A 25,249-nucleotide genomic window follows, 5' to 3' on the forward strand; every position below is an offset into this window, starting at 1 on the left:
ATTGCCAATCAGCAATGAAACGATGACAAAAACAATGCTGCTAACCACAAGACACAAGTCTATCGCCACACTTTTTGATGAAAATTTTTGGAAATCTTTTTAGGGTGTCGCATTGTCAAAGTCAGGAAAAATAGTAGATTTTGAATAATAGATTATTTCTATGAAAAATTTAATAAAAATTATTGCATATTGTCAAAAACATTCTTCCCTTTGTAACAAGACCCTGTAGTTTGAAGAATAAAACACTAAGCGCTAAGCCGTAAGATTGTGGGTTCGAATCCCTCCAGGGTCTTGTCTTTTCAAGGTTCTTAAATTAAGATACTATTACCCACAGGTATATGACATCGCTTTACCAATTAATGACTTTGGCAACACATGCGGGTAATTCATATCCATCCATTTCTCAAAATCCTTCAGTATTGGACAGGCTCTTTTTTTACGCAACTCTTCTATTTGTTCTCTACTGAGATTCTCTTCGCTGATTTGCCGTTCATTTCTTATGTCTTTCCCATAAGCCGGAAATAAAAGAAAAATCCATTTATTATACTGTATTTAAGCAACTTATCCTGCATCTGTCCCGCCTTGTCTGCATCGGCGGTTTTTTGTGATAAACCCTGGTAGGGCGCAAGCAATAATCGTACTCAAAAGGCTTACGCCCTTTCAGGGCTTAACTAGCCGATTCATAGCTACATAGGGCGTTGCCCTATGCTAGCGCTTAAAGGCTTTCAGCCTTAACCTGCAGTTGTGCAACAAGCACTACAAGCCTGCGCCAGCGAAGATTTAAAACTCTGTTGTCATTGCATTAACCCAACTTTTCCCTCAAAAACCGACCGGTATAAGATTCTTTTACCTTTACAATCTCTTCGGGAGCGCCTGTTGCTACTATATTTCCTCCTTTTGTTCCTCCTTCGGGGCCGATGTCTATCACATGGTCGGCACATTTGATTACATCCATATTGTGCTCGATAATCACGATGGTATGTCCCCTGTCTATCAGCGAATTGAATGCTTTCAGGAGTGTTTTGATGTCGTGGAAATGCAATCCTGTTGTTGGTTCGTCGAAGATGAACAGGGTAGGGTCGGTTTTTTCTTCTCCCAGATAGAAGGCCAGTTTCACCCGTTGGCTCTCTCCGCCCGAAAGAGAGGACGATGATTGCCCAAGTTTGATATAGCCCAGCCCGACATCCTGCAATGGGTTCAGGCGTTTTACGATTTTCTTTTCGGTGTTTCCTTTCCCCTGACCAAAAAACTCAATGGCTTCGTTGATGGTCATATCAAGGACGGCATGAATATTTTTCCCCCGGTATTCCACATCAAGGATTTCCTGCTTGAAGCGTTTTCCCTTACACACATCGCACTCCATGATGATGTCTGCCATAAATTGCATCTCTACGGTAATGGTTCCTTCGCCTTTACATTCTTCGCAACGTCCGCCCTCGACATTGAACGAGAAAAAAGCCGGCGAAAAGCGCATTTGCTTGGCTAAGGTCTGCTCCGAGAACAGTTTGCGAATTTCGTCGTAGGCCTTGATATAAGTTACCGGATTCGACCGGGAAGAACGTCCGATGGGATTCTGATCGACCAGTTCGACATGCTTGATCAGGTTGAGATCGCCCGAAAGCCCATTAAACTGAACAATTTGCTCGCTGCTGCCATTGTTGTGCCGTTGAAGCGCATTGTAAAAAACTTCGTTAACCAACGACGACTTGCCCGAACCGCTGACCCCTGTTACAACAGTCATCGCATTCAACGGGAACTTAACGTCAATGTTTTTCAGGTTGTTTTGCCTTGCTCCCAGCACTTCTATGTAGTTGTTCCATTTGCGCCTGACTGGGGGGACTTCAATTGTCTCCTCGCCATTCAGGTAGCGAACCGTGTAACTGCCGGTGCCTTTTTCCAATCCTTGCAGGTTGCCCTGATAGATGATTTCCCCGCCCAAACGTCCGGCATCGGGGCCGATGTCGATAATGTAATCGGCAGCGCGGATAATTTCCTCATCGTGTTCAACCACCACTACAGTATTTCCTATCTGCTGTAAGTCGCGCAACACCTTTATGAGCAGGCCGGTATCGCGCGAGTGAAGCCCGATACTGGGCTCGTCGAGGATATACAACGAACCCACCAGACTGCTGCCGAGTGATGTCGCCAGGTTAATCCGCTGGCTTTCGCCACCCGATAAAGAGTTCGACAAGCGGTTGAGGGTTAAATACCCAAGGCCTACATTAATGAGGAAGCGGATGCGGTTATTTATTTCTGTCAATAAGCGTTTGCCCACGGCGCTGTCGGTCTCGTCCAACTGCAGGTTGTCGAAAAATTCTTTTAGGGTGGTTACGGGCATCACTACCAAGTCGGCAACGGATTTCCCGCCAATTTTCACATACAAGGCTTCGGGCTTCAGACGGGCTCCCTTGCATACGGGGCAAGCCGTTTTTCCCCTGTATCGCGCCAGCATAACACGGTATTGTATTTTATACTGGTTTTCTTCCAGCATGGCAAAAAAGGCATCTATCCCCTGTATTCCGGGCGCTCCGTGCCACAGCAAATCCTTTTCCTTTTCCGATAGCTCAAAATAAGGCCGGTGGACAGGAAAATCGAATACGGAAGCGGCGTGGATAAATTCGTTTTTCCATTCGCTCATTTTCTCCCCTTTCCAGCACACAACGGCTTCTTCATACACCGATAAACTTTTGTTGGGGACAACCAAGTCCTCGTCTATTCCGATAACACGCCCGAAGCCTTCGCAACGGGGACAGGCCCCAACAGGGCTGTTGAAACTGAACATCAGGTCGGTTGGCTCCTGAAATTTTATCCCGTCGGCTTCAAATTTGCTGGAGAAATTAAAACTTTTGACGCCCTTTTCGGTATAAAAGCGGATGGTACATTCTCCTTCTCCTTCAAAAAGAGCCGTTTCTACCGAGTTTGAAAAGCGGCTGATGGCAACGCGCTCGTTTTCGCTCGTCAACCGGTCGATAACCAGAAGAATTGAATCGGCTTTCAATTTCTCTCCCGATTCCAGAAGTTCGTCTATGCGTTTCATTTCGCCCTTGACTTCAATCCGCGAGAAGCCCTCTTTCAGCAAAATGCCGAGTTGTTCGCTCAGGTTGCGGTTATCCCTCAGTATTACTCGTGTGAGGATGACCAAACGGGCGCCATCGGGATACGACAGCATTTTCAGGACGGCATCGTTCACCTGATGTTTCTTGACCACCTCTCCCGATACGGGAGAAATCGTTTTTCCTATCCGGGCAAACAACAGCCGCAGATATTCGTATATTTCGGTAGATGTGCCCACAGTGGAACGGGGATTGCGTGAGCTGACCTTTTGCTCAATAGCAATGGCCGGAGGAATCCCTTTTATATAATCGGCCTCGGGTTTATTCATTCGTCCCAAAAACTGGCGGGCATAAGACGAAAGGCTTTCCACATACCTGCGCTGCCCCTCGGCATAAAGCGTATCGAACGCCAACGACGATTTTCCCGAGCCCGAAAGACCGGTCATTACTACAAATTTGTTGCGGGGAATCTCTACGTCAATATTCTTCAAGTTATTGACGCGCGCTCCTTTTACTATTATATTTTTTTCTTTCGACATATTCTTTATTGCCATTCTAATGCTAATTGCTTTGTTTTCGTTCTTTCTTTTACTCCGTGATTGTGCAGGGCGAAATTTGTTGTATCGAAGTTACAGACAAGAGCTTCTACAACCGTTCTCCGGTTCTCAATATTTCCGCCATTGTGATAAAAATGATCTTTGGTAACAATGTTGAACCTGTTCCAATACTTACCAATCATCTCATTTTCGCGCCAATCGTTATGATGCCATGTGGAAAGGATGAATTTCGCCTTTGTTTCGCTCAGCAGATGAAACAGAAGTTCTTCATCCTGTTCCGTCCAGCCGTTATAGTAATCTACGTGCCGGCCATAATAAGGCGGGTCGCAATAGATGATATCGTTTTCGGTTGCCAGCGGAATTATTTCCGCAAACGATTTATTGTGAAAAATCCAGTCGGGTTCGGGTTGCATAATTTGCGAAACGGCTGAAAGTTGGTTTGTTATTTTCGTTATATATGCTTGTGCAAACCGTTCGGGTTTTTTACAAAACGGAATATTCCAGTTCCCCTTGCTCCCAAACCGCATCATGCCGTTGAATCCGGCACGAGATAAAAAAATGAAATCGAATGACGAAAATTCCCCACTATTGAACCGTGAACGCACTTTCAGGTAATGTTCATAACCTTTATTGTCGGCTTCACTAAGTAAATTCCCTTCGTGTTCGAGATATTGCTTCATCAAAGGCGCTGTAATAATCTTATCCTGAACGGCTGTATAAAATTTGATTATATGAGGATTGGTATCGTTTAATATGGCTTTTTTGTATCCGGCATTGAAAGCAACAACACCTGTCCCCAAAAATGGTTCTATCCATCGTCCGCTCATTTTGGGGGCAACATCCATAATCCACGGCACAAGCTTAGTTTTAATGCCCTGACTTTTTATCGGTGGAATAATCACTTTCATATTACTACTTTTTGCTTGCGATTTTATTCCACAATTCGCTTCTTCCTTTAAATTCCAGAAAATCTTTCAGATTTGTGATTCTTATGGACTTTCCGTCTTTAATCATAGTAACGGTTCCAAAATTCATCCAATATTCGTCAAACCATGCTTTACCTAGTTGACTGAAAATTCCATTTTCATTCCTCAAATCTTCCAAACCGAGTGAACAACCAATATTTGCGGTATTCCCCGAACCTTGTTTGTCGCTTGCTATTTTCCATTTTTCGGCAACAAAAAAGTCAAAGTCTTTTATAACAGAGGTGATTGATTTCAGATTCTTTACGGTTGTAATGTCTCGTTCGCCGGTTTTCGTGATGGGTATCTCATGCCCTTCTTGTAATTCTTCAGCCTGATAAATTTCGGTTTGTGAAATCTCATCGCCAATATCGGTTCTTGTGTATATAATACCCAGACAATAATGTCCAAGATATTGGTTGTAAGGAAGTTGAATATTCTTTTTCTTGTTTCGCTCTTTAAAGTAACCGCCATGACTGCCTAGTGTGAAACTCGCAATACCGTTCTTTTTACGGTAGGTTGTTTTCAAATCAACGGCAAATTTTATGGTTTCGTCTTCCTTGTTTACGAATGTGAGGTCGGGGTAATAGTTTTGTTGTTCGGCCAAAACAATATTATACCCAATTGTTTCGGCAAATTGTATGATTTGAGGGAAAATATGGATTTCGAGAATTTTAGATACAATTTTTGTGTCGGATGAAATAGTGTAAATATTTTTATAAACGTCAATAAAGCCTTTTACAGACCAATCGCCGTTTTCAGTTGAAACATATTTCCTCAAATTTTCAGTAAAAGCAACCAATGCTTTTTTGAATTCCGATTTATATTCTTCTTTATTTCTCATACCACAAAGGTAGCGATTTCTTCTCGTTTTCGTTTCCTCGTCCCGACATTCTTTGTTTTTCGTGCGGGCGCTTTGTTATTTTTTCACTTTTTACTTTTCGGTCTTCATTTTTTATTTACCTTTGCCTCGATTTTGGTGATGCAATTCCGTTTCTTCGGAAAAGTATTGAAAAGGGAATCAGGTGTAAATCCTGAACAGACCCGCTGCTGTAAGCTCCGCCAAAAGTCTTTGAGCAATACTCAAACCACTGTTTCGCACGAAATGGGAAGGATGTTTCAAAGATGGAGTAAGTCAGAAGACCTGCCAAAAAGTATAGTTTAAAGCTTTCGAGGAATGAAGCTTGAGACAAACAAGGCAGGTTGACGATTTTTGTAATCCGTATTCCTGTAAGTTTATCCCAATCGTGTTTTCGATAGCTGTTTAATTATCAAATTAAAACGGCTTTTTTATGTTTTTTAACAGTGTATGTTGCGCAGGTACATTGCTCCTGTTGGGCGCTCTCTCTTTTGCTCAGAGTAGGCTGGACAGTATTCAACACCTCAATGATGTAGTGGTAGTGGCCGACCATTACCGCGAAGTTATACCGTCTCAAACCTTGTCGGGGGAAAAGTTGGAAGCCCTTAACAGTTTTTCTGTGGCCGATGCTGTCCGCTATTTTTCCGGCGTGCAAATCAAGGATTATGGTGGTATTGGCGGACTGAAAACAGTGGATATTCGCAGTATGGGAACCAATCACATGGGTGTTTTTTACGATGGCATCCAGTTGGGCAACGCGCAAAACGGGCAAATCGATCTGGGCAAATTCTCCTTGGACAATATCGAAGAAATTTCGCTCTACAATGGTCAGAAGAGCGAAATATTTCAACCGGCTAAAGACTTTGGCTCGGCAGGAACAATTTACTTGCGCACCCGCCGCCCCCGATTCACAGATGGGAAAAATACCAATCTTAAAACCTGTTTTCGCACCGGCTCTTTCGACCTCGTGAATCCTTCCGTGCTGTGGGAGCAGAAATTAGCTAAGGACGCGATTAATTGCGCCCCTGCGACAATATCTCTTAATGCCGAATATATTTATTCTTCCGGCAAATACAATTATCGCTACACAAAACACAATGCCGATGGAAGTATTGCCAATGATACAACGGCTGTCCGGCAAAACGGCGATATTCGTTCCCTGCGCTTGGAGGGTGGTTTGAATGGCTTTCTCGAACAAGGCAAATGGCACGCCAAAGCTTACTTCTACGATTCGGAGAAAGGATTACCCGGGGCGATTGTCAACAATGTGTGGAAAAATTCGCAACGGCAATGGGACAGGAATTTCTTCGTACAAGGGTCGGTAGAGATGCACTCTATGGCCGCTTTACAAACACAAATCAATCTTAAGTATGCCAGCGATTGGATGCGCTACCTCAATCCCGATACCACGTTGATGTATCTTGACAATCGATTTCGTCAGCAGGAGATTTATGCCTCCGTAGCCAATAAATATACGATTCGACCTGATTGGGATGTTGATCTGTCTGCCGATTATCAATTCAACACATTGGGCGCCAATTATCCCAGGCGGAATACTGCGCTTGTTGCGCTGGCTACGGCTTTTGAGTGGAAACGATTGAAGGCGCAAGCGAGCTTGTTGGGAACGTTTGTGGATGAAAATAATTTCGCACCCGACAAGCAGGAATATACACCGGCTGTTTTTCTGTCGTATCAACCATTCACACATCATCGGTTTAATTTGCGGGCATTCTACAAAAGAATCTTCCGGATGCCAACATTCAACGACTTGTATTACACCGATATAGGTAATATCTATCTGCGTCCCGAATACACCACGCAATACAACTGGGGATTTCAATACAATTTGTCCTTACAAATCGCGTCTATCCAATTCTCTGCCGATGCCTATTACAACGAAGTGAAGGACAAGATTATCGCCGTTCCGAAAGGCAGCGGGCAGTACCGTTGGATGATGATGAACATCGGCTACGTGGAGATTCGCGGCATAGATGTTTCGGGGCGAATAAGCGGGCAAATCCGTGATATTCGCTGGAATATAGGTTTGAATTATACCTGCCAGAAAGCCCAGGATTTTAGCGACCCTGCCGATTCGGTTAGTTATGGCGGACAAATCTCTTACATCCCCTGGCACAGTGGCTCTTTGGTTTTGAATGGAGGTTTCAAATCCTGGGATCTGAATTACAGTTTTATTTATGTGGGTGAAAGGTATCATGTTTCGGCAAACATTCGCGAAAACTACGAACAACCGTGGTACACACACGATTTAACGATTGGGAAGACATTTCACCCCCACCCAGCGGGAGGAGCTTTCCCCCTTTTGAGGGGATTGAGGATGGTAAAAATATCGGCAGAGGTCAATAATATGTTCAACCAGCAATACGATGTGGCGCTGAATTATCCTATGCCGGGGCGCAATTATAAACTGATTTTAAAAATAGAAATATGAGGAAGTTAGTGTATCAGCGAGTTGGGAATAATCCGATTAACGTAAACAACATCTCCACAAATTACGTAAATGATAGTCATCTTTTTATAGATGATATGGCGGACATTTCGCCCAAACTGAGCTTGTACATAAGAGTTAATGCCAATAGAACCAGCATGCAAAGACAGTTTTTGAATTGCACTAATCAACCCGTCATAGTAACGACGGGCGGTATATGGTTCTTGGAGTTCGTTGTGAATATAATCAACAATTTCGTCAATGTCTGCCATAGCCTCATTGGAAATAACGATGAAATATTGGTTCATAACGTTCTAAAATCAACGCCATATATTTCAGAAAGTTTATCTAACAATTTTTCTGAAAACTCATCCAAAGTGTGTCCAATGGGTTTACCATGCTCGTCGCGCGGGATTTTAAATTCATGCACGGCATTTGCTTGTGCAACTCCATACGCAGCAACCGGCTCTTGGAGCGTATTCTGTTCTTCTTCGGGGATTTCTTTATATGCTTTCATCCGGGCAGTATTTTAAATACCAATGGTAAAAATAGTAAATTATTATAGTATGAGAAAATTTATCGGATTATTTTTTGCGCTTCTGTCTCTGTCGGCCTGTCGAGAGGACATTGAAGTTTTCACCCCCGAAATCGTCCCTGTTGCTACTCCCGAATACACGTCTATTCAGGGCTTTTATTTGCTGAATGAAGGCAATATGGGCAGCAATAAATCGACTTTGGATTATTACGATTACGAAACGGGCGAGTACCGCCGGAATATTTTTGGGTCGGCCAATCCTGCTGTTGTTAAGGAGCTTGGCGATGTGGGCAACGATATTAAAATCTATGGCAACAAGCTCTATGCGGTTGTCAATTGCTCCAACAAAGTGGAAGTGATGGATAAATATACGGCTAAACGCTTGGGGCAGATAGACATCCCTAACTGTCGGTACATCTGTTTCCACGAAGGATACGCGTATGTTAGCTCGTATGCAGGGCCGGTACAACTCAATCCTGACTACGAACAACGAGGTTTTGTCGCCAAAGTTGATACTGCTACTTTTCAGGTAATCGACCGTTGCCTTGTTGGTTTTCAGCCCGATGAACTGGAGATTGTCGGCAATAAAATATATGTGGCAAATTCGGGTGGGTACATGTTCCCGAATTACGAAAATACGTTGTCGGTGATTGATATTCATTCGTTTACCGAAATCAAACGGATTAAGGTCGCCCGAAACTTGCATCGGCTGCGTGCCGACCGGCACGGCGCTCTCTGGGTAAGTTCGCGCGGCGATTATTACGACCAACCCTCCCGCCTATATTATATTGATCTGGCATCCCTAGAGGCGGGACATGCCTCGTCTCTACACCTGGATTCCCTGAATATTGCTGTTTCCAATTTCCATCTGGATGGCGATTCGCTCTACCTGTACAGCACGGAGTGGAGTTACATCTCCATGTCGAATGAGCTTACATACGGCATTGTGGATGTTGCCAAAAAGCGGATAGTTACCAGAAACTTCATCACCGATGGCACGGAACAGAAAATCAAGATTCCGTATGGAATTACGATAAATCCCATTACCAAAGATATTTACGTTACGGATGCGAAGAACTATGTTTCACCCGGAACGCTTTATTGCTTCGACAAAGAGGGTAAACAGAAGTGGAATGTACGGACAGGCGATATTCCGGCGCATTTCGTTTTTCTCGGCGAACTGAAAACGCCGGAGCCATGATTTACAAAGTTAAAAGATTTACACGATTAAAATATAAGAATATGAAGCACAGATTACTTTTAGCGATGTTGCTCGCAAGTGGCATTGCACAAGCGGCATCGCCCTACATCCACAAGGTGTACGATTTTATGCCTGCTCCCGGGCAGTTCATCAACGAATTGCCCGAATACGAACCCGGCGATACCAAACAGGACATGATTCGAAAAGTAGAAGAGTGTTTGGTTGGCGAGGAGAAAATTCTGGTCTCACTGGGTGGCTATGGCGGGTATGTTGTGTTTGGGTTCGACCATTTAGTAGAAAATAAGCCCGGCAAATACGATTTTAAAATCTGGAGCAACGCTTTCTATGCCCATGCCAACCCGAACCTGGATGCCCCGAAAGAGGGTGGCAGTTGTGAGCCGGGGATTGTGATGGTTGCCTGCGATGCCAATGACAACGGACTTCCAGACGATGAGTGGTATGAACTGGCAGGCAGCGAATACCGCAAGCCGGAAACCATCCATCACTACGCAATCACCTACTACAAACCGGATGAAAACAAGCTGCAAACGCCTGACAATGACTATCCTTTTCTGAATGATACGACTTATGTGAAGTGGACGAGTAATCAGGGCGATTATGGCTATGTGTCGCGCAATACGTTCTATTCCCAGCCCTACTATCCGCAATGGATAACGGATGAAACAATTGTTTTTGAAGGGACTAAATTAGCCGATAATTATGTGGATGAGAGCGATGAGGGCAGTTATTACGTGCAATATGCCTGCGATTGGGGATATGCCGATAATCATCCGAACACCGACAACCGCTCCGGTTTCAGCATCGAATGGGCGGTTGATAAAGACGGGAATAGAGTCCGGCTTCCCGGCATTCATTTCGTGAAAGTTTATACCGGTGTCAATCAATACTGCGGTTGGTTGGGCGAAACTTCTACCGAAATCATGGGCGCCGAGGATTTGCATCTGACCGGAAAGGATGAAGAGGTAGCAGCTGGTTATCCGATAGACTACGCCAAAGGCGTTTTTCTGCTGAACGAAGACTGGTTTGGGCATACCAACAGCTCGTTGAATTTCTTGACCGAAGAGGGCGACATGGCCTATCGTGTTTATACAAAAGAAAACCCCGGCGAAGCTTTTGGCTGCACCGCTCAGTATGCGACTGTTTACGGCGGTAAATTGTATGTTGTTTCCAAGCAGGAAGCCGACTTGGGCGATATGGATTATATCCCCGGAGGCCGGTTGGTTATTGCCGATGCCAAAACCCTGAAAAAGATAAAGGGGCTTGACCGGATTGGGGGATATGACGGACGCGCCTTCCTTGGCGTAGATGAAAATACGGCCTATATAAGTACCACCAATGGAATTTTCAGGTTCGATTTGCAAAGGCTTGAGCTGAAAGAGCGAATTGCAGGGACGGAGGGTTCTCTTAATCTGTATTCCGCACAAACCGGCATCATGCTTCGGGCGGGGGATTATGTATTTGCCTGCAAACAAAACGAAGGCATACTGGTCATTGATGCCCATACACATACGCTTTATCAAACGATTCCCGATAAGAATATCTCTACACTGACGCAGAGCAAAGACGGGCAGATTTGGGCGGCTGTTGGTACGGCTTTCCTCAAAATCAATCCCTTTACATTGCAAACCGAGCGGATAGATTTTCCTCAGGGAGTATCTCTCATCGCGTCTTGGCCTGCATGGAATGCCGGAAGTTTATGCGCAAGCCTTCAGGAAAATGTCCTGTATTTCACCAATCAGGGGAACTTTGGATTTGATGGCGAACTGGTCAGGAAATACGACATTGATAAACAGGAATTTAACACGGCGTTCTTCACTTTACCCGCTCAGGTTGATGAGGACGGGAAAAGATTGAAATACCGGCAAACATTCTATGGCGCCGGATTGAGGGTTGACCCGCTTAGCAATCGACTGATTATCACCACAACGGAAACCGGAGCCGATTCGCATTATCAAAACAACTGGATCCATTTGGTGGACGGAATGACGGGCGAATTGGTAAAAACAATCGAATTGAGCAAATACTACTGGTTTCCGGCCATGCCTTTCTTTCCCGACAATTATTCACCCGAGATTACAGGCCTGAATAACGCCGTTGATTTGGACGGGAACGAATCTCAATCCATTTATTTAGGCGATAAGGTAAGGGATGCCGATAATCTGGATGCGGCCATCATCAAATCCGTCATTTCCAACTCGAATCCCGAATTGCTGATGGCCTCCATTCGTCAGGATAGCTTGCTCCTGATTCCGGCTGTCAACAAATCGGGCAAGGCCGAAATTGTATTGAGATGCAATTCCAACGGACTATTGACCGAAAAAGTGATAACCGTACATGTTGGAGCAGCATTGGGTATTCAGGAAGAGCAATCGGCTGTTGGTGTTTATCCCAATCCGGTAACGACCTTGCTAACAGTTGCCGCTTCGGTAGGAGAGCCGATTTCATTAACCGACATGCGAGGCTACGTCTTGTACAAAGCCGTTGCAACAGCCGAAGAAACAACAATTTATACAGGAAACCTGAGCAACGGAATATACATTCTGAAAGTAGGAAGCAAATCATTTAAAATCAATAAACATTAATAACCAGCCCCTGAATCCCCCGTAGGGGGACTTTCAAAGCCTCCCCTACGGGGAGGTTGGAGGGGCTTTGGGCTTTAAAATCAAACCAAAAAATGAAGAAGTTTTTATTTTTACTACTGTTATTTACAGTATCCTTTTCGGGCAGTATAGTTGCCCAAAAAGCACAACCTGTGGAACGGAATTTCTCGTTCAACAATTTTGTATCGAAAAAAGATTTTACCGCTACTAATCCGGTAAAAAAAGCAAAACCCATTTTACGCTTGGCGACAGGAGAGCCTAAGGGACATGTTGTTTTCTGCGTTGAACGCTTTACAATTGGGCAGGGGTATTTTGTAGCGCCTGTTATCGTCCCTTTCTACGAAGGCGAATCAGCTGTTGCCGTATTGCTCAATGTGGTTGGGGCTGATAATATTGATGCATGGAATAAAGACGATACGGGCAGTCCGAGCTTCTACCTTTCGGCAATAAAGAGCGCCGATACGGGCGAACTGAATATTCCGCAGTATATATTCGATGACTGTGGTTTGGAGGAGGATTGGCTTGAATCGAATGACGACGACTGGTTGGGCGAATTCGATTACACCTTTATGTCGGGATGGATGTATTTTGTAAACAATCGGGCTGTAAGTTACGGCATGGGAGCTTACGAGGTTCAGGATGGAGACGTTATCCGTGTTCAGTTTACCTTGTATGGATATGGAACCGATTTGGGCTCCGATTTTATGGGGAGTGGAGCGCCCACGGTTGCCAACAAAGATGAACTGACCAGAACTGTCGCCCAGATTAATTCGGCGGAAAACAAGGCGGAATTAGTCGCCGCACCCAGCATTAAAGTGGCCTACGATGCGGCCTACACCGTATTGCAAGACATGACAAGCACGCAGGAATCAACAGATGCAACAAATGCAAGACTTGAGGCGGCAGTAGAAGCTTTCAAAAATCCAGCGCTTGGCGTTAACCTGCCCGATTACGACAGCTACTGGCCTTCTTTCCGAAAGGATTTGAGCAATCAAGCTATTGTTGATACCCCTTTGGCTACGGAAGCCGGAAATTTAGTTGAGCGTTGGAAAGTTCAGTTGGCGACAGGATTTACGCAAGCCACCGGTAGCCCCATTCTTGTAAACGGAAACTTATACCTTGCCTCCGCATCCAAAATCAGAATCATCGACCCTGTGGATGGCCGTATTCTGAAAGAGGGTACTCTGGCGGCAAACACCGGCTACTTCTCCACCATTGCCTACGGTGATGGAATGATTTTTGTGCCTTTGAGTAGCGGAATTATTCAGGCTTTCAATGCCGAAACCCTCGAATCGCTTTGGCAAACCGCCACAATATCGGGGCAACAACCTTTGTGTCAGGTAACTTACAAGGATGGTTATCTCTATGCCGGAACCTCAAACGGAGCGACAGGCGCCGGTTCAACCGGTTATTTTTTCTGTTTGGACGCAAGAGACGAAGACCCGGGTCAAACCAATGAAATCAAGGCGAAGAAGTGGCAATCGCCGGATGAGAGAGGCTTTTATTGGGCGGGTGCGACCATTGTAGGCAATGCCCTTGTCTTTGCCGGAGACAGCGGTATTCTTCACTCCTGCAACCGCTTAACCGGTGATGAAATAGATTCTTATGACATACGGGATGATGAAACGGACAAAACCGGAAATAAAACCATCCGCGGCTCTATTTCTTATGACGCGGCATCGGGCGTTGTTTATTTTACGGGAAAAGAAAGCCAAAAAGCCTATAAAGTTCCGGTAAATGCCGACGGCAGTTTCAACAAAGCCGCTATTCGGACTACCAGCCTGGCCGGTCAGGCAACTATCGCTCCTCTTGTTTACAACAACCGCTTGTATGTAACATCGGGAACAATGACCAGCAGCGGCGGATTGGATGTTATTGACGCCACCACCATGCAACTGATATACCATGCCAATATAGGAGGTATTTCTCAGGCATTCCCGTTGATGACAACCGCATACGCCAATGCTGCCAATAACAACACGGTATATGTTTATGTTACGCTCAATGCCAACAACGGAAACATTGTCTGTATCAGGGACTTTGAAGGGAATACCAGTCCGGTTATTCAGTTTAGCTATACACCCTCAACCAAGAATTATTGTTTAGCCAGCTTGATTTCGGACGAAGCCGGGAGCATTTATTACCGGAACGATTCGGGATACTTCTTCGCATTCAATTCAGTCCCCACCACCACCGGATTGGATGAACAGAAGTCGCCGGTATCCGTCTATCCCAATCCATTTGCCGATTACATGGTGATTCATGCAGCAACAGCGGGCAATGCGGTTATTTACGATTTATCGGGCAAAGCGGTATTAAATACATCGCTGGAAGCCGGTAGCAACCGCATCAATACATCGGCTTTGGCCAAAGGTATGTATTTAGTGAAATCTGGCGCGGAAACTGTGAAGATTGTGAAGTAAAAGATGTAGGGGCGGGTATATTCTTCATAATCAAGGAGCTGTCTCAAAAGTATTTTTGAACGCGAATTACGCAGATTACGCCAATTATCGCAATTTATTTATTCTTGAAATTCAATTAGATAAGAAAATGATATAGTGGCTTATTTGCGTAAATTTGTATAATTCGCGTAATTCGCGTTCTTTTGAGACAGCCCCCTACGCTCATAATCTATACTACCGGCCACCCGTGAACGGCAAAATCAATGATTTGCGACAAGGAATATTTGTAGCTTTCGCCCAGCATCGAATGATATTCTTTGGCGAAATTGTCGTAGGTGCTTTTGGCCAGGCCTTTTTTACCGGCGCTGTATAAAATAAGGCATTTGATTCCCAGGGCTTCCTCGTTCAACGAATCGTACAGGAATATGGTGTCGGTTATTAACAGCCTTAAATCATCATCTTTCAATAGCTCTTTTTTAATCAACAAGCTATTGAGTATGTCTATCGCATTGTTCGAATAATTGCCTTTGAACTTATCCAGCCAGTCGGCATGGGTGTAGGGCAATAATGGTCCGTAGGTCAATAGTTCCAGCAATTCGGGGATGAGGTTCTGATTGGCCGGATTTCCTGCTTTTGCTTCCCTGATGTGTTCCAGTACGGTATAATAATCGCAAAAAACATTGTCGCCGAATACAATCTTCCAGAACCCGCCGTTGTTTATCAATTTGATGTCGCCGATGTTTTCCAGCAATATTTTTAGTCGGTTGAGCGACACATTCCGGTTGTTCCGGGCGGCTTTTTCGTCTTTGTCGAACCAGAGCAAACTATCTATTTTCTTGCTGTTTATCCCTTTTTCTTCGTTGTCGCTGTTGAGCAAAATAAGCAATAACAGGCTTTTGAGTATGGGTGTGAAGTTGGGGGTAATGTTCGTTTTGTTTTTATCCACTACATTGAATCCGCCCAACAAACTGATGCACTGATTTGTACGGTCGAAGAAGTGTTCGGTTTCGGAATGAATGGCATCTATTGATACATTTTGGTCGGTTACGATGGGCGATTTTACCACGCTTGCTTTTAGCTTCTTTTTGTTCTTGATAAAATAAACGACAACAAAACCTAAGAGAAGTGAAATACATGCAATTATGGCAATAACAACGGTGGATGTCTTCTGCGAAAAAGGAAGCTGCTGCTTGCTGCTGCTTTGCGAGATAGGCGGAAAGTTGATTTCGTAAAAGAATATATCCGCATTCCCCGAATTGAAATTCCGGCACAGCAAGGCATACAATTTTTCCTGATTGGGCGAATAAAACAGCGTATAGAAAGGAAAATCGGATTCGATGGACTGGCCTAAACTGTTTGAGACTGCCGTAATTTCGGGGCTGGCCATTGATATTTTGTACAAGGTGCCGTTACCGAGGCTGACGAGCACATAAAAACACGAATCCTTCGGATTGAAAATCATGTTTCCGCAGGGCATGTATTGCGTGTCGGTGTGCATTTGCCACAGCTGGGTTGTTTCGTTTGTCTTTAAGTCAACCGAGTAAAGGTCGAAGTACAAATGCGGGTTCAGCTCTTGTTTTCCCGATTCGGAACCCTTGCCGCCGAAAATATACAGTTTATCGCCCACTATGGCCGATGCGGACGAATACCTTGGGGTGATAGAAATCAGCTTGCTGTTTTCCCAGGTGTTGTTGTTTATATGGCCTTTTTGCAGTTCGTTTTTATACAGGTAGAATCCGTAGCCGCCGAAAGTAACTACCGAAGTATCGGCTTCGTAAAACGAGGTGGTGTGGTGCCAATAACGCGGTTCCTGCACGGCAGGAGTTGTTTTGCTCCACGACGAGGTTTTGAACGAGAACCGCGAGATGGTTTTTTCTTCGAGGTTGTACGAAATCAACTCATCTTTTAATGGGTTGTAAACTAGCTGATTGGTGCTGTTTCCCGCAGGGTATCCGCTCAGCACATTAATTATAGTGTCTTGTTTGCGCGTGGCGTTGAAGCAGATAACCGACTTTTCATCGGGTACAATATACAGTATGTCCTTTTGGGGATTGTAGGCATATTGGGGGTTGTTGCTGGTCTTAAATTCCCGCGAATAAATTTTTGTCCATTCGATATGGCTGTCGATAATCCACTGCGGATTTTTTGCCAGAGCCGGAACACCGTTCACCAAATCGAAACACTCGTCGTTGTAGTGTTTATTTAAAGCCCAATGACGAATCAGCTGGTTTTTACTGAATACCTTGACGTCCTTCAGGTTCATGGGTGGGACTTCAAAATAGGCAAATCCTTCAAAGGGACAGGTTCCGAACGACACCATAATATCTTTCCATCCTTCCAGTCTTATTGCGTAGGCTTTTTGCACGTTCTGATAACTGAGGTACAGGGAATCTTTATTTTGCACGATTCTGATACTCACCGGAAACCATTCGTCGTACTCTACTTTGTCGGATATGGGATTGAGGCTTTCGTTGACCACCAGGCTGGGGTAGCGATTGTCTTTTTCGTCGGCGCTGAAGCTAAGGGTGATGTGTTCTTTGGTGTTGCTTATGATGCGTACAATGGTGCCGAACACGATTTCCTTTCTTAGCTGCATGTCGAAAGAAAGTGTTATCTCGCCGTTGATATTCAGGGGTTTATTGTCGTTGAGGACAAGAGACGTGCGATCTCTTCCCATTTTTGAATAAGATTTAAAATAAAGCCCCGCGCTAGAGTTCTCTGCTAATAGAACGACAGGGATTATAGAAAATAATATCAATAGTGCTCTTTTCATTACTTTGGATAGATTCTCCCTTTTGGTTTAGGATGTGCAAATATAATAATAATTTACTTTATAATAAGTAGTATTATGGTTAATAATACATCGAATTTTGTTTCGCGGTATAGAATTACACGCTAATTTCGTACAAAGAAAAAGCAAATTCGAGAATAAAAGAGTTAAATAGCATTAAATTAATAAGTGTATATTTTGACAATTAATAAAAGCTGCCCACCCAAGAGCCGGCTTGTTCTTCCAATCGCAAACTTTGACTTTTCCATCCCCCCTTTTCCTTAAAAAACGCCTGAAATTTCGTATTAAAAGCAATTTAATAAAAAATTAATACGCAAGTAATAATTTATCATTCTAAAATTTAATAGAAACATGTTTTCTTTGTGGACGTAATTAATTCTTGTTTTTCGTTTGTAGAATTTAATATCCTGATAAATTTATCGTGAAAAACTTATAATTCAACAAAGATACTAAAAAAGGAACACATTTTTAAATTTAAAAATAGCGTGCGTATGAAGAAAATTACAAAATCGAACCTGACATTGCGTCTGTCGCGTGTTGTTACAGACTTGTATGCCTCCCATTATGGCAATTCCCCAGCAGGATGCGCCGGTAATGGCGGGTTGACTAAAGAAAAAGAATTTTATTTATAATTATAAACAATCCTATGAAAATACCATTAAAAATGCAAAAAAGGAAATCTTTAGGGTTTAGCCGCCGACTGATGTGGCTATTTGCTATGGTTATGTGTGTTCAGTTGCTTTGTGCCCAAGCGCCACAAAGGGTTACAGGAACAGTGTATGACCAGGCAGGGGAAACTCTTCCGGGAGCGAGTGTTACAATTGTTGGTGCGTCCACGGGGACAGTAACCGACTTGGATGGTAAGTTTACCGTTCAGGCGCCGCCGAATGCCGCCTTGAAAATTACGTTTACGGGCTATTTGCCTCAAACCGTAAATCTGGGCAATAAAACAAACGTAACAGTTACGCTGAAAGAAGACACAAAACTTTTGGAAGAAGTGGTTGTAACAGCTTTGGGTATCTCCCGCGAAGCGAAATCACTGTCTTATGCGCAGCAGTCTATTAATACCGAATCGATGGCGGATGTACGTGCCTCCAACATGATGGATATGTTGTCGGGGAAAGCAGCCGGTATGCAGATTATACCCGGTGGCGGCCCTTTGGCTTCTACACGTATCGTTATCCGCGGTAATAACTCAATATCGGGGTATAATCAACCCTTGGTTGTTATTGATGGTATTCCGATTGTCAATGACCCGGGTATGAGCGGTGAAGGCGATGATTATGACTACGGTAATGCTGCCAACCGCATCAACCCCGATGAAATTGAAAACATCGAAGTATTGAAGGGGGCCAATGCTTCCGCTCTTTACGGTTCGGAAGCTGCCAATGGGGTGTTGCTTATCACAACTAAAAAGGCCAGCCGTAAATCGGGTATGGGCATTAGCTACAACTACAACATGATGTTTGGTACATTGTACAATTATCCTACCTACCAGAATATTTACGGCGCCGGTCAGAACGGACGTTTTGAGCGTGATAACAACGGTAAGAATATTTATGGTATGACGCCATCCAACGGATGGTCGTACAACCCCGATCTGCCTTACGGTATCTGGATGCCGGCGGCAGCCGGACAAGACCAGCGCTCATATGGTTTGCCGATGTTGGGTTTCGATTATATCGGTCGTAACGGCGAAATGAGGCCATACAGCCCTCATCCCAACAATGTGAGGGATATGTTCAAAACATCGACTGCCGTCACCAACAGTATATCGATGGACAAGGTGTCGGATTTGGCTTCTTTGCGTTTTTCTTATACCAACATCCATGCCGGCGATATTTTGGATAACCTGAATAAGTTGGACAGGCACAACTTCAATTTGCGCTCCACAGCCAAACTGACCGACTTTTTGGATGTTGACGCCAATATCCGTTACATGTACGAAAATGTGAATAACCGAAACGGTCGTAATTCTACCGATCGTAACCCGATGTATGCTATTATATTTATGCCGCGTGATGCTTCGAAAGAAGAATTAAACCCCTACAAACGGGCCGACGGTACAAGTTATACTTATACCGGATTCACCAATCCCTACTGGATATTGAACGAAGTAACAAACAACGATGATACCCACCAGTTTATGGGGAACATCCGCTTCAATATCAAGTTGCCGTACAATATTACCGCTCGTTTGACGGTAGCTACCGACGAAAATTCTAAACAAGGATGGACCTTTGTGAACATGAATTCGGGTTGGGACTTGGACGGAAATTACAACCGTTTTTCCGAAACCCGGAAAAACAACAACGGCGAAGCCTTGTTGTCGTGGAATCACCATTTTACCAAGAAACTGAGTTTAAGCGCCAACGCAGGTGCAACCATAACTCATCATCGGACTGACAGAATTCAATCGAGTATTGCAATTCTTAAATTCCCTGATATGAAATCTTTGGACAATGCGGACGGACTGAAAATTACAAGCGAAAGCGATTCGAAAAGACAACTGCAATCCATTTTCGCATTGGCGGCTTTCGGCTACGACGATTGGTTGTATTTTGACTTAACCGGACGTAATGAATGGAATAGTACCTTGCCGAAGCAAAACCTTTCGTACCTTTACTATTCGGTGGGTACGAGCATTATACTTTCCGATGCATTTAAACTGGACAAAGAGATTCTCTCTTACGCCAAGCTCCGTGCTTCGTATGCCCAAGTGGGTGGTGGTACCAGTTCCGATATGTTGTTTCAGGGATATAGCGGTTCTTTGAATCCCTACCAGGGTAATACCTACTTTCTAGGTTCGAATGTCCGTCTTAACCCGCTATTGAAGCCCGAAATAACACGGTCGTCGGAACTTGGTCTTGATTTGCGTTTTCTCGACAATCGCGTGTCGGTGGATATGACTTATTACACCAAGCAGACTACTGACCTGATTACACAGGCTGATGCGCCTTTGGCCAGCGGATTTGAAAGAGAAGTGATTAATGCCGGAAAAATAAAGAACTATGGATACGAAGTCAGCCTTAGCGCTACGCCGATAAAAAACAATACCATTTCGTGGACAACTACCATAAACTGGTCGAAGAATGTGTCGAAGGTTGTTGAATTGTCGGAAGGCGTGGATCGTTTTCAGATGGGAAGCGGTCAGAACATCGGTTCCTACCTCGAAGTGGGCAAACCTTTCGGTGTATTTTATGGTAACGACTACAGGCGTGATGCACAAGGACGTATTAAATTGGCCTTGGACGGAAAACCAACTTTCGATCCCAACCAATACTTGGGAACCATTGAACCCAACTACTTTGGCGGATGGAAAAATACCGTACGCGTAGGAGCATTTGACTTTGGTTCCATGATCGACTTCCAGCACGGAGGCCACGTATGGTCGTTTACTGCATGGCAGGGAGCGCGCGATGGACAGAATGTGCAATCTCTGGCCGGACGTCTCGAGTACTTATGGTCGGACTTGGTGTTGCGTGAAAGCGGAACCGAACGTCAAGGCTTCCTCGAAGCTCAATATACAGTACAGGCAAATACCAACAATTACGAAAACCATGTGCTTTATCCCGACTGGCAACGGCCTAAGGGTGTGCAGATAGGAAATGCGGTATATGACGAAAGCGTACCCTACTGGGGCGATCAGGTGGACGAATACGGCAACCCGATTAGTATCAGCGCTACAACTTGGACAAGCCCGATGAACCACTGGGTGCACACCAACGCATCGAGCGCCAGACGTTCGATATACGATGCTTCTTACGTCAAATTACGCGAGTTGAGCCTCGGATACAATCTCCCGAACAAATTCCTGCGAAATACGCCTATCAGGTCAGTCCGTATTTCGGCCGTTGGACGTAATTTAGCTATCATTCATTCAAATTTGCCTAGGGGTATTGACCCGCAAGCAACATCCTCTGTTGGTAACAACCAGGGTTTTGAAAAAGGCTTCAGTTTGCCGCAGGCTAATTATGGATTCGATATTAAACTTTCATTCTAAAACGATATTTGAGATATGAAAAAACTAGCATATATATTAATAACGTTCCTCTTACTTGTAGGAATTAATGGGTGTACGGACGATTTCTCCGAAATAAATACCAACCCCAACAAGTTATATAACGTGGAACTGGACGACATCTTTGCCGGAACAGTTAAACGGACATTGGACATGTTTGGACAAACAAATTTTGAAAAATGGCTCAATTTCTCACGCTACGATTACCTGTCGTATGCCACGGCAATAGGACAGGACGAAGGAAACGGTATTTTTCAACGTTCTTACGTTCAGATATTGCGCGACCTCGAAGTGCTGGATACACGCTATGCCGGTAAAGAAGAGTACAACAATCGCCGCGCCGTGGTATTAACATGGAAATCGTATATCTACTATATTCTGGCCTCCAATTATGGCCCGATTCCCATGAGCGAAGCCATTGTGCAAGGAAACGAAGTGAAACGCTCGTACAAATACGATAGCGAAAAGCAGATATACGAACAAATTCTGCGTAATCTGGAAGAAGCAGGCGACTTATTTGACGCCAATAGCCGGTTTACAATGGACTTGAAGTTCCCCGATCTGGTATTCGGCAGCGAAGAAGCTACATTTACGCCTCAGATTGTGAAATGGCAGAAATTTACAAACACATTCCGCCTCCACATTGCCATGCATGCACAAAATGTATTGGAACGGGATACTGTTGTAAAACATGCAATGGCAGCCATGGCTAATCCGGCGAAACTAATCGCCTCCAATGCCGAAAATGTGGCTCCAAGATGGGGTACCGACGAAGAAGGCGCCGCCTCTTACTACTGGACACGCTGTTTCAAGAACAAAACAATGGACGAACGAATCAACGAATCGACTTATCCCAAATTGGGCGAGTATTTTAGTCTTTACTTGTTCTCGTACGACGACAAGCGCATCACCAAGTATGCATCATCGATGAACGAATTTAAAACATCCGAACCGAAGTTTATCTATGTCGATACAATCACACGTCCGCACGCCGACTTCTGTAAAAATACAGGAACCGACGAAACCGGTAGATGTACTTTTTATACCAAACACCGCGCCGACGGATTGAATCAGTACCGCCGCGACTCTATTATCGTGGAATATACTATGGATTATGTACCCGGTATCGAAAACGAAGGTATCCCGACTGCCTGGACACGCGTATCTTATGACATCTATAACGGACGCGACCAATTGTTGCCGGCATCAAATCCCGCCGCAAACGAAGCGCAATACCAAACGCATCGTACGGGACAATACTCTCACAACCTGTTGGGACGCAGGAGCCGCTACAACCTCGCCTATATACCCGATGAGTTTGTGAAAGAAAACGCTGCCGTAGTGCTCTTCAACTGGGCCGACGCCCTCTTCTTGCAAGCCGAAGCAACCCTCTACATGGGAGGTTCGGAAGATGTTGCAAAGAAATTCTATGAAGACGGTATCCGCGCTTCGTTCGACCAATACGGATTGTCGGCCGCCGATGCAAATGCCTACATCAATCAGGATGGTATAGCCTGGAGAACAGACCGGACAGATGCTTATGCCGACAGTCGCCTGTTGTACAGAGCCAATATCCAGGGTTCAATCGATCCGCTCGTTCAGATTTACAAACAACACTACATTGCCGACTACTTCAACGGACTTGAAGGCTGGAACCTCGAACGCCGGACACGCGTGATGGATTATCCTCCTTTCTTCCTCAACGGACAATCGTCGAGTGTTCAAGGTTTCAATGTTACTTACAATTATTGGACAGAACGCCTGATATATCCATTGGCAGAAACGACCAAGAATTCGGTTGCTTATTACGAAGGAGTGGAATTGTTGCGCAAAAACAGCCCGTTCAAACGAGACGAACGTTGGGGAGACAATATCTTCACAAGTCTTGCCTTTGCAAAACGTAATCCAAGTTATGACTATGCAGCGCGAACCTATCCTAACTATTTCCTGACCACCAATTGCGAGTATTACCACCATAAATACGGGCCTACTTACGCCGATGTGGTTGCCGCAGCCAGAGTCAGATATGCGCATATTGACCCGCCGCCGTACAGACTGTCGGAAAAGAACGTTTTGACGCTGGCGCTTGCCTACGCATTCCAATCGAAACTTTGCTGGTATTACGACAGGGACATTACGCCTCCCGAAATATTGGCGCCTGCACCTTGATAGTTGATTGCTGAAACATGAAATTTTGAAGAATGAATTTCAATGCATTATATAGTGTAAATAATAAAAATAGAAAAACTTATGAAGATAAATAAATATTTGGTCTATAGTTTGCTTCTCATGGGGGGATTGTTTGTGTCCTGTACCGATGACGAGAATGGCTTGGAAGGTTATCCGCTGAATTACAAAATTCCGGAAGTGGCGGTAACCGAAGATATTCCCGTAGGAGCCTACTTATACGACCCATCAGGTGTAACAAACAACGAAGTGAACTGGACAAGGCTCACCGAACCCTTCAACGATGCTCCGGCATCCGAAGGGGGCGGAAAAATGGGGCCTTACCTAATGCCGACCCAAGGTCGTTACCGCTTTTACACAGCCGACTCAACCACATCGCTTGTTTACGGCAATATGGTGAGATGGGCGAAACAAGCCGGAATCGACTTCTTTATCACGCCTGCGATACGGGAAAATGTAAACGGTCTTTATCCCAACAACCTCAATACGCAGGATACGCTCCTCCTCAGCTTGATTTCGGGTAGGGTGGATACGCTTGCTTATGCCAACAGAGGCGAAATGAAGTATGCGATTAAATTCGATATTAACAACTGGGCTTCTCAGGGTGTAATAACCGGCGGTACAGCTGCTTTGAGCAACAATAACCTCTTGGAAAACGTTCTCAATTATCAATTTACTGCCCGCTACACCCCTAGCGGTTGGCCAACGTACATAAATGGTGCAGGAAATGAAGTTCCGCTGCCTCCGTATCCAAAAGATTCTACATTCATTATTTCTCGCGAAGAACGTTTGTACAATATCTTTAAGAAGTTGTCGGGCTACTTCAAAGATCCTACCTACTACCACACAGCAGATGGTCGTCCGGTGCTGTTCTTATCGCAACCTCAAAAGCTATATACTCAAAAGCAGAAGGAGATATACGATAACATCCGCGATACCGTTAAGCTGTACTCGGGTAAGGACGTCTATATTGTGGCCATCCAAGACCACTGGACTCCATCGGCGCGTTTCACCCACTTCTTCCTGAAAGGATATGTGGATGCCGTTACCGAAGACAACATGTGTTTTGTTGGTGAAGGACAACTTGACATGACGTACTTCTTGAATATATTAATCAACGAGCACTTCAAAGCCAACCGGAAATACATCAACGAAAACTTCCCGGGCATCGAATACATCCCGTCGGTTTCGTCAGGTTGGAACAGGTATGTAACCAACGGCAATGTGAACGGGCCTATTATCCGCCACAACCCCGAACAGTTCCGCGAACGCTGTAACATAGCGAAGATGAATCAGTCGAAAACAAAAATGGCTCTTATCGACTCATTCAACGACTGGCAAAACGATTCGCAGATTGAACCGGCCGACCCCGATTACGGTAATGGCTATGGCACATTCTATCTTGATATTGTTCGACAAGAATTCAAGAGAAAGTAAGTTCTGATAGTAAAGCTGAGGCTGTGTCAAAAGTCTTTTTCTGAGGTTGTCATTGCGGGCTTCGACCCGCAATCTCCCGACATTCAGTTGATGTTTGTTAGGAGATCCCGTGTCAGGCACGGGATGACAGGCTTTTGACACAGCCTCAACTTTATTTTTATAATTAGGTTATTCTTT

15 protein-coding genes and 1 riboswitch are annotated in these 25,249 nt (G+C 44.6%); of the genes, 8 read left to right on the forward strand and 7 right to left on the reverse strand.

The genetic code is table 11. From position 1 onward, the window contains the following. Positions 1-324: 324 nt before the first annotated feature. The 4 genes from ACYPWY_RS00915 to ACYPWY_RS00930 all read right to left on the reverse strand — a co-directional run bounded on the left by ACYPWY_RS00915 (position 325) and on the right by ACYPWY_RS00930 (position 5,416). Positions 325-552: an IS66 family transposase gene (locus tag ACYPWY_RS00915; RefSeq protein WP_459683610.1), complete on the reverse strand. Its 228-nt coding sequence runs from the start codon at positions 550-552 to the stop codon at positions 325-327. 250 nt (positions 553-802) lie between these two features. Further along, positions 803-3,592 (reverse strand): excinuclease ABC subunit UvrA, encoded by a 2,790-nt coding sequence (gene uvrA, locus ACYPWY_RS00920; protein WP_459683611.1) that lies wholly within the window; start codon positions 3,590-3,592, stop codon positions 803-805. A gap of 5 nt (positions 3,593-3,597) precedes the next feature. Continuing rightward, positions 3,598-4,518: a DNA adenine methylase gene (locus ACYPWY_RS00925; protein WP_459683421.1), complete on the reverse strand. Its 921-nt coding sequence runs from the start codon at positions 4,516-4,518 to the stop codon at positions 3,598-3,600. A gap of 4 nt (positions 4,519-4,522) precedes the next feature. Beyond that, complete coding sequence (locus tag ACYPWY_RS00930) at positions 4,523-5,416, reverse strand: type II restriction endonuclease (protein ID WP_459683423.1); 894 nt, start codon at positions 5,414-5,416, stop codon at positions 4,523-4,525. Between the two features lie 116 nt (positions 5,417-5,532). Next, positions 5,533-5,738, forward strand: a riboswitch (cobalamin riboswitch). 126 nt (positions 5,739-5,864) lie between these two features. On the opposite strand from ACYPWY_RS00930, the gene ACYPWY_RS00935 reads away from it, so the two are divergent. Next, on the forward strand, positions 5,865-7,880 hold the full coding sequence (locus ACYPWY_RS00935; protein ID WP_459683425.1) for a TonB-dependent receptor plug domain-containing protein: 2,016 nt from the start codon (positions 5,865-5,867) through the stop codon (positions 7,878-7,880). A gap of 5 nt (positions 7,881-7,885) precedes the next feature. Here the strand turns inward: ACYPWY_RS00935 and ACYPWY_RS00940 are convergent, their stop codons facing one another. Continuing rightward, the gene (locus ACYPWY_RS00940; RefSeq protein WP_459683427.1) at positions 7,886-8,185 is read right to left on the reverse strand and encodes a type II toxin-antitoxin system RelE/ParE family toxin; all 300 of its coding nucleotides are present in this window, start codon (positions 8,183-8,185) and stop codon (positions 7,886-7,888) included. Then, complete coding sequence (locus ACYPWY_RS00945; RefSeq protein ID WP_459683429.1) at positions 8,182-8,394, reverse strand: hypothetical protein; 213 nt, start codon at positions 8,392-8,394, stop codon at positions 8,182-8,184. The genes ACYPWY_RS00940 and ACYPWY_RS00945 overlap by 4 nt, the downstream gene beginning before the upstream one ends. A gap of 49 nt (positions 8,395-8,443) precedes the next feature. Here ACYPWY_RS00945 and ACYPWY_RS00950 point away from each other — a divergent pair, with 49 nt between their 5' ends. The 3 genes from ACYPWY_RS00950 to ACYPWY_RS00960 all read left to right on the forward strand — a co-directional run bounded on the left by ACYPWY_RS00950 (position 8,444) and on the right by ACYPWY_RS00960 (position 14,657). After that, positions 8,444-9,613, forward strand: coding sequence for a YncE family protein (locus ACYPWY_RS00950; protein ID WP_459683431.1), 1,170 nt, complete (start codon positions 8,444-8,446; stop codon positions 9,611-9,613). Positions 9,614-9,654: 41 nt separating this feature from the next. After that, a complete protein-coding gene (locus ACYPWY_RS00955) occupies positions 9,655-12,216 on the forward strand; it encodes a DUF5074 domain-containing protein (protein ID WP_459683433.1) in 2,562 nt (853 codons plus the stop codon). Between the two features lie 92 nt (positions 12,217-12,308). After that, positions 12,309-14,657 carry a T9SS type A sorting domain-containing protein gene (locus ACYPWY_RS00960; protein ID WP_459683434.1) on the forward strand — a complete coding sequence of 783 codons (2,349 nt, stop codon included), beginning with the start codon at positions 12,309-12,311 and terminating at the stop codon, positions 14,655-14,657. 208 nt (positions 14,658-14,865) lie between these two features. On the opposite strand, the gene ACYPWY_RS00965 is transcribed toward ACYPWY_RS00960, so the two are convergent. Next, entirely contained in the window at positions 14,866-17,313 is a 2,448-nt protein-coding gene (locus ACYPWY_RS00965; RefSeq protein ID WP_459683435.1) for a Kelch repeat-containing protein, read from the reverse strand. A 605-nt stretch (positions 17,314-17,918) separates the two neighbouring features. Between ACYPWY_RS00965 and ACYPWY_RS00970 the strand changes: the two genes are divergently transcribed. The 4 genes from ACYPWY_RS00970 to ACYPWY_RS00985 all read left to right on the forward strand — a co-directional run bounded on the left by ACYPWY_RS00970 (position 17,919) and on the right by ACYPWY_RS00985 (position 25,072). Next, the gene (locus ACYPWY_RS00970; RefSeq protein WP_459683437.1) at positions 17,919-18,059 is read left to right on the forward strand and encodes a hypothetical protein; all 141 of its coding nucleotides are present in this window, start codon (positions 17,919-17,921) and stop codon (positions 18,057-18,059) included. A gap of 32 nt (positions 18,060-18,091) precedes the next feature. After that, a complete protein-coding gene (locus ACYPWY_RS00975; RefSeq protein ID WP_459683438.1) occupies positions 18,092-21,430 on the forward strand; it encodes a SusC/RagA family TonB-linked outer membrane protein in 3,339 nt (1,112 codons plus the stop codon). 15 nt (positions 21,431-21,445) lie between these two features. Beyond that, positions 21,446-23,617 (forward strand): SusD/RagB family nutrient-binding outer membrane lipoprotein, encoded by a 2,172-nt coding sequence (locus ACYPWY_RS00980; RefSeq protein ID WP_459683440.1) that lies wholly within the window; start codon positions 21,446-21,448, stop codon positions 23,615-23,617. A gap of 81 nt (positions 23,618-23,698) precedes the next feature. Next, positions 23,699-25,072 carry a glycoside hydrolase family 99-like domain-containing protein gene (locus ACYPWY_RS00985; protein WP_459683442.1) on the forward strand — a complete coding sequence of 458 codons (1,374 nt, stop codon included), beginning with the start codon at positions 23,699-23,701 and terminating at the stop codon, positions 25,070-25,072. Positions 25,073-25,249: the final 177 nt, after the last annotated feature.

Source organism: Viscerimonas tarda (assembly GCF_054601255.1).

Coding starts and splice junctions, on each gene's coding strand:
- ACYPWY_RS00945 (WP_459683429.1), bottom strand. CDS start 8,394: ATGAAAGCATATAAAGAAATCCCCGAAGAAGAACAGAATACGCTCCAA.
- ACYPWY_RS00940 (WP_459683427.1), bottom strand. CDS start 8,185: ATGAACCAATATTTCATCGTTATTTCCAATGAGGCTATGGCAGACATT.
- ACYPWY_RS00950 (WP_459683431.1), top strand. CDS start 8,444: ATGAGAAAATTTATCGGATTATTTTTTGCGCTTCTGTCTCTGTCGGCC.
- ACYPWY_RS00960 (WP_459683434.1), top strand. CDS start 12,309: ATGAAGAAGTTTTTATTTTTACTACTGTTATTTACAGTATCCTTTTCG.
- ACYPWY_RS00955 (WP_459683433.1), top strand. CDS start 9,655: ATGAAGCACAGATTACTTTTAGCGATGTTGCTCGCAAGTGGCATTGCA.
- ACYPWY_RS00930 (WP_459683423.1), bottom strand. CDS start 5,416: ATGAGAAATAAAGAAGAATATAAATCGGAATTCAAAAAAGCATTGGTT.
- ACYPWY_RS00965 (WP_459683435.1), bottom strand. CDS start 17,313: ATGGGAAGAGATCGCACGTCTCTTGTCCTCAACGACAATAAACCCCTG.
- ACYPWY_RS00935 (WP_459683425.1), top strand. CDS start 5,865: ATGTTTTTTAACAGTGTATGTTGCGCAGGTACATTGCTCCTGTTGGGC.
- uvrA (WP_459683611.1), bottom strand. CDS start 3,592: ATGTCGAAAGAAAAAAATATAATAGTAAAAGGAGCGCGCGTCAATAAC.
- ACYPWY_RS00980 (WP_459683440.1), top strand. CDS start 21,446: ATGAAAAAACTAGCATATATATTAATAACGTTCCTCTTACTTGTAGGA.
- ACYPWY_RS00985 (WP_459683442.1), top strand. CDS start 23,699: ATGAAGATAAATAAATATTTGGTCTATAGTTTGCTTCTCATGGGGGGA.
- ACYPWY_RS00925 (WP_459683421.1), bottom strand. CDS start 4,518: ATGAAAGTGATTATTCCACCGATAAAAAGTCAGGGCATTAAAACTAAG.
- ACYPWY_RS00975 (WP_459683438.1), top strand. CDS start 18,092: ATGCAAAAAAGGAAATCTTTAGGGTTTAGCCGCCGACTGATGTGGCTA.
- ACYPWY_RS00970 (WP_459683437.1), top strand. CDS start 17,919: ATGAAGAAAATTACAAAATCGAACCTGACATTGCGTCTGTCGCGTGTT.